A 4,926-nucleotide genomic window follows, 5' to 3' on the forward strand; every position below is an offset into this window, starting at 1 on the left:
GGGGGGGGGGGGGGGCCCCGCCGCCGGAGGTCGTTGGTCTGGAGCCCGTCGAAGGAGCGGGAAACGTTGGACAAGCTCACCGCGAATGGTCTGACCAAGGCGCTACCGGCGCTGCGTATCGAAGAAACGCAGCAGGCGCTGCGGCAACCACATCAGATGGCCCGGAAAACGGCCGCTGACGAATCCGACATGGCCGCCGGTCGGCGGAAATTCACGCGTGACGTACGCCGACACTTCGTTCGCGGCAGGCAAATACGCAGCGGGCAAAAACGGATCGTTTCTCGCGTTGACGAGCAGGGTCGGTACACGAATATCGACGAGGCCGGGCTTGCTGCTGGCGCGCGTCCAGTAATCATCGGCGTCCTTGTAGCCGTGCAGCGGCGCGGTGACGAGATTGTCGAATTCACGCAAGGTGCGCGCGCGCGAAACAGCGCCGGCATCATACAGACCGGGATGGCTCACCAGTTTGAGCAGCGATTTACGGCGCAGCGTTCGCAGGAAATGCCGCGTATAGAATCGGTTGAAGCCGCGCGCGAGCCCATCGCCTGCAGCGCGCAGATCGACCGGCGCCGACACCGCGACGGCGGCATCGACGATAGCCGCGGCCTGTTCGCCCTCTTGCGCCAGCCATTTGAGCAGAGCATTGCCGCCCAGCGAAACGCCGGTGACGAAAAGATGTGCCTGATATTGCTCCGTCCCGCCTTGATTCGCCTTGATCCGGCGCAGTACCCAATCGATTTCGGCCGCATCGCCGGAATGATAAAAGCGCGGCAGCAGATTGGCCTCGCCGCTGCAGCCGCGGAAATGCACGACCACGCCGTGCCAGTTCTGCTGCTGCACGGCCGCCATCATGCTGCGGGCATAGTGGCCGCTCGACCCGCCTTCGAGGCCATGAAAAAGAACGACCAGCGGTTCGCCGACGCCTCCAGCCAGCCAATCGAGGTCGATGAAATCGCCGTCCGGCGTGTTCCAGCGCTCGCGCCGATAGCTGATACGGGGCGCCGGCGCCAGCTTGGCGTAAATGGTCTGCAGATGGCCGCCCGGAAGCCAGAACGGCGCGCGGTAAGCTGGAATCGCGCTCAAGCGGAAAGAGCGCCGGAATGGGAGTATTTCAATGGAAGGTATTTCATGATGGACGCGCATTATAGCGGACGGGGGAATAAGCCCAGCGGCGCCCTGACAAACGGCTGCGAAATCGATTCCCATAAATGCGGCGACGACGCTAGAATCAGTCCAGAATAATCTCCTCCCGACTATTTCAGCATACAGAATAGCTTCCCCGCGATGAGCAGCCACTTTCGCCACCCGCTTTTGATCGCTCATCGCAGCACTCGCAACGACTTTCCTGTTTCAGTCGCCGCGACCAGCCGCGGCGGACGATGCGTCCAAACGCACAATACCCGATTCATCGTCGAAATCGAGCGAGACGACGACCGCGGCGCCTGTAGCCAGGGCGCCATCGACGAAAACTTTCGCCGCGCCGGTGTACGCCGCCGCCTTCAAGGATTTCAATCGCCAGCTGCAGCCTTTGAGCCAGTGGAAAGACGACTTTCTGGTCGTCTATTTCTGGGCGACGTGGTGCAAGTCGTGCCGCGCCGAAGTCCCGGAATTGATCGCGCTGCACAATAAATACAAGGACAAAGGCGTCGCGGTCGTCGGCATTTCGATCGACAACACCGACAAGGTCAAGGCGTTCGCCAAGGAATACCAGATTCCGTATCCGCTTTTGATCGGCAGCCAGGATGCGATGGATCTTTCCAAAAAAATGGGCAACAAGGTCGGTGGATTGCCGTTCACGATCATGGTCAACAGCCGCGGCGAAGTCGTCAAAACAATTTTGGGCGAACTTCCGCACGGGCAGCTTGAAGAAATTCTGGTCGCGCTCAAAGGTTGATTCGGAGAGGAGGACTGGATGAGAGGCCGGAAGGTGTCGCGTTGGTACGAGTCGTTCCGCAGCATTCCAAAGGAGGAATCATGACAAGTTTGAATAATCAATCGAGGTTCAAGCGGCGACACGCGTCACTTGCCGCAGCCTTGGCCTTAAGCTTTGCATTGCCGGCCGGCACGTCGCTGGCTGCGCCGCAAAAAGACGCTGCTGCCGAAGCGCCAATCTGGGTCGTCGATCCATCGCCGGTCAACTGGCTGTGGATTACCTGGAACACCATGGAAGAACTCGTGCGCGTCGATAAGGACGGCAAGCAGGAGATGGGGCTGGCGGAAAGCTACAAATGGATCGATCCGAAAACGGTCGAATTCAAGCTGCGCAAAAACGTCGTGTTCCAGGATGGCGAGAAACTCAACGCGCAGGTATTCCGCAAGAGCTTCGATGAAGTGCAGCGCTGGGACAACCCGCATCCGCCGGGCGCGTTTCTGAATTTCGCCAAAGGCACCAAGCTCGACGTGATCGACGATCACACCGTGCGCTTCACGTTCCCGGAAACCGATTCCGCGGCGATGATGAAATTCCGCGGTATGCACGTCGGCAGTTCCAAGTTCTGGAAAGAGCTCGGCTTCGTCGATAAAAAAACCGGTAAAGCCGAAGGCCATTGGTGAGTGATCGACGCAGCCGGTCCGTGGGGGACTGGCCCGTTTGAAGTAAAAGACGGCACGTCGACGCTCGACAAGCGCGCGCCTGTCGTGACACTCGCGCCGAACAAAAATTACTGGAACAAGGATCGCATGGCGAAAGCCACGTTCAAGTTCGACAACGTGATTTCGAAGCAGGAAGCGATCGAAGAAGTGATGAACGGCGGCAAGATTCACATCGTCACCGAGCTGTTGCCGCAGGAAGCCAAGCAGGTCGAAAAAAGCAAGCATGCGAAGGTCGTCAAGAACGACGCGAAAACCATACTGGTCGGGGTTTTCAACCAGAGTGCGCCGAATTCGAAATGGACCGACGTCAACTTGCGTAAAGCGGCCAATCTGGCAGTGGATCGCAAGGCGGTGTTGAAAGATGGCGGCATGGGTTACGGCACGATCCATCCATCGTTCATCCAGAAAGGGCAGTTCGGTTTCAACAAAAGCCTGAAACCTTACGGCCACAAGCCGGATGAAGCGAAGAAAGCGCTGAATGCCGCGGGCGTCAAGCAGATCACGATCGTTGCCGGCGAAGGCCATAAAGGCGTCGTCGATGCGCTCGCGAAAAACTTCGAAGCGGCCGGCGTCAAAGTCAACAAGGATATGTCGGGCGCTCCGAAAGGCGACAACTGGGACATCTGGCTGGTAGAGCATTTCGACTGGTCGCCCAACTATCCGATGGGCGTCGTGTTCCGTGAATTCTTTGGCGACAGCGGCGGTTTTCGCAAAATGAAAAACGACGCGAAGTTCGAAGGCCTGCAAACCAAGGTTCTTGCGACCACCGGCAACAAGGAGCAGGAAAAGCTGATGCAGGAAATGGACAAATATGTCTATGACAATGCCAATGTCCTGTTTCTCTACTCGCCGGCCAAGCTGTACGCGGTCAGCAACAAGGTCAATTTCGTTCCGTACAAAACGACGGTGCTGGAATTGGTCGAGAGCGGGTGGAAGAAATAAGACGCACGCACAAGACCTAGCTTCAATGCCCGCGTTCAAGCGCGGGCATTTTTTTTTCGGATCGTCAAATTGTCGGTTTTCGTCAAATGGATATTCGGGATCGTCGTTTTTCGCAAGCGGAATTCAGCGGAATCCGTAGCCCGGGTGAAGTAAAACAAAACCCGGGATCAAGCTTCCGATAATGTGAAATGATCATCGGCACCGCAGGCCATATCGATCACGGCAAAACCGCGCTGGTCAAGGCATTGACCGGCATCGACGCCGATCGCCTGCAAGAAGAGAAAGCGCGCGGCATCACCATCGATCTCGGCTTCGCCTACAAGCCGTTGCCGAGCGGCGAGATTCTGGGTTTCGTCGATGTGCCCGGGCACGAAAAATTTATCCACAACATGCTGGCCGGCGCGACCGGCATCGATTACGCGCTTCTGGTGATTGCGGGCGACGATGGCCCGATGCCGCAGACTCTGGAACACCTGGCGATTGTCGACTTGCTGCATCTAACCCGCGGCTCCGTGGCGCTGACGAAAATCGATACGATCACTGATGCCAGGATCGACGAAGTCAGTGCGCAAATTCGCGCGCAGCTCGCCGGAACCACGCTCGCCGCCGCGCCGCTTTTTCCGGTTTCAGCGATCACCGGCGCGGGAATCGAGGCGCTGGACCGGCATCTGCGCCAAGCCGCCGCCGAGCTGGCGAATACGCACACGACCAGCGGAAAATTTCGCCTCGCGGTCGATCGTTGCTTCACGCTGGCCGGCATCGGCATCGTTGTGACCGGCACCGTGTTTTCGGGGCAGGTCGCGGCCGGCGACAGGCTGGTCGTTTCGCCGGCGGGCATAGCTGTGCGGGTGCGCGGCATACACGCGCAAAATCAGCTTGCCGTCAGCGGTCGCCGCGGCCAGCGTTGCGCGCTCAACCTCGCCGGGTTGCAATTCGAAAAAAACGATATTCACCGCGGCAACTGGGTTGTCGCCGAGGCGGCGCACGCGCCGACTTCGCGCCTGGACGTGCGATTGCAAGTTCTGGCGTCCGAGGCCAAGGCGCTGAAGCACTGGACGCCGGTTCATGTCCATATCGGCGCTGCCGATATCAGCGGCCGCGTCGCCATACTTGAGGCGGGTTCCATCGCATCCGGCAGTGACGGTTTGGCGCAACTGATCCTGCAGGAGCCGGTCGGCGCTTTTCATGGCGATCGTGTCGTACTCCGCGACCAATCCGCGCAGCGCACTTTGGGCGGCGGCAGCGTCATCGATGGCCTTTCCGCCCGAACGCGGCCGGCGCAAATCGCAGCGGCTCGCTGTGCTGCGCGCGCTCGAGCGCGACTCCGCAAGCGACGCCTTGCGCGAGCTGCTCGTCCTGAGTCCGCTCGGCCTCGATCTCGGCCGTCTGGCG

General features: G+C 59.4%; 6 protein-coding genes. 4 read left to right on the forward strand and 2 right to left on the reverse strand.

The features are described from left to right. Positions 1-102 precede the first annotated feature (102 nt). Complete coding sequence (locus H0V78_09460) at positions 103-1,143, reverse strand: alpha/beta fold hydrolase (GenBank protein ID MBA2351990.1); 1,041 nt, start codon at positions 1,141-1,143, stop codon at positions 103-105. Positions 1,144-1,350: 207 nt separating this feature from the next. Then, positions 1,351-1,512 carry a hypothetical protein gene (locus H0V78_09465; GenBank protein MBA2351991.1) on the reverse strand — a complete coding sequence of 54 codons (162 nt, stop codon included), beginning with the start codon at positions 1,510-1,512 and terminating at the stop codon, positions 1,351-1,353. Between the two features lie 16 nt (positions 1,513-1,528). Between H0V78_09465 and H0V78_09470 the strand changes: the two genes are divergently transcribed. The 4 genes from H0V78_09470 to selB all read left to right on the forward strand — a co-directional run. After that, positions 1,529-1,894 carry a TlpA family protein disulfide reductase gene (locus H0V78_09470; GenBank protein ID MBA2351992.1) on the forward strand — a complete coding sequence of 122 codons (366 nt, stop codon included), beginning with the start codon at positions 1,529-1,531 and terminating at the stop codon, positions 1,892-1,894. 80 nt (positions 1,895-1,974) lie between these two features. Continuing rightward, the gene (locus tag H0V78_09475; GenBank protein ID MBA2351993.1) at positions 1,975-2,553 is read left to right on the forward strand and encodes an ABC transporter substrate-binding protein; all 579 of its coding nucleotides are present in this window, start codon (positions 1,975-1,977) and stop codon (positions 2,551-2,553) included. Continuing rightward, positions 2,554-3,534, forward strand: a complete 981-nt coding sequence (locus tag H0V78_09480; protein ID MBA2351994.1) for an ABC transporter substrate-binding protein — start codon at positions 2,554-2,556, stop codon at positions 3,532-3,534. 188 nt (positions 3,535-3,722) lie between these two features. Continuing rightward, positions 3,723-4,926: selenocysteine-specific translation elongation factor (gene selB, locus H0V78_09485; protein ID MBA2351995.1), on the forward strand; the 1,204-nt coding region annotated here is incomplete at its 3' end.

The organism is Burkholderiales bacterium (assembly GCA_013695435.1).
Classification (GTDB): Bacteria; Pseudomonadota; Gammaproteobacteria; order Burkholderiales; family JACMKV01; genus JACMKV01.

Bases quoted from the DNA above. Each gene is read 5' to 3' on its own strand.
- H0V78_09460 (MBA2351990.1), bottom strand. From the start codon at position 1,143: ATGCGCGTCCATCATGAAATACCTTCCATTGAAATACTCCCATTCCGG.
- H0V78_09475 (MBA2351993.1), top strand. From the start codon at position 1,975: ATGACAAGTTTGAATAATCAATCGAGGTTCAAGCGGCGACACGCGTCA.